This is a genomic window from Pseudomonas sp. EA_65y_Pfl1_P113, assembly GCF_963970525.1.
Lineage (GTDB): Bacteria > Pseudomonadota > Gammaproteobacteria > Pseudomonadales > Pseudomonadaceae > Aquipseudomonas > Aquipseudomonas tritici.
On record NZ_CAXAQM010000391.1, the window covers coordinates 1 to 505 of the forward strand.

Here is a 505-nt window from a genome sequence, read left to right on the forward strand (position 1 = left end):
GTGGCGGCGTGGCTGTCGCTGCTCGCGCGAATCGGTGGCCCCGCCTCGCCGGATTTCGTCGACTGGATGGCGGTCGATCGCGTCGAGGGGCGCGATTATGATGTCGGCCTGCACCGCCATTGGCTCGATCCGACGCGGCCCTTTGCCGAGACCGTGCTGAAACCCGCGCATGGCGTGCTGGTAACCTCGGCAACCTTGCGCGGCGGCGGCGATTGGGACGTGGCGGAGGCGCGCACCGGGGCGACGCATCTGCTGCGCGGCGCGAGCCGGTTCGAGGCACCATCACCGTTCGATTATGCGTCGCAGGCCGAGGTGCTGATCGTCACCGATGTGAAGCGCGGCGACATGGGCGCGCTCGCCAATGCCTATGCGCGGCTCGGCGTGGCGAGCGGCGGCGGGATGTTGGGCCTGTTCACCGCGATCCGGCGGTTGCGCGGCGTCCATGCTCGCATTGCCGATCGGCTCGCGCGCGAGGGGTTGCCGCTCTACGCCCAGCATGTCGACC

At 70.1% G+C, this 505-nt stretch carries 1 pseudogene; it reads left to right on the plus strand.

Annotation, left to right across the window (positions count from 1 at the left end):
* Window positions 1-505, plus strand: a pseudogene (locus AACY52_RS30215) (hypothetical protein); the annotation flags it as partial.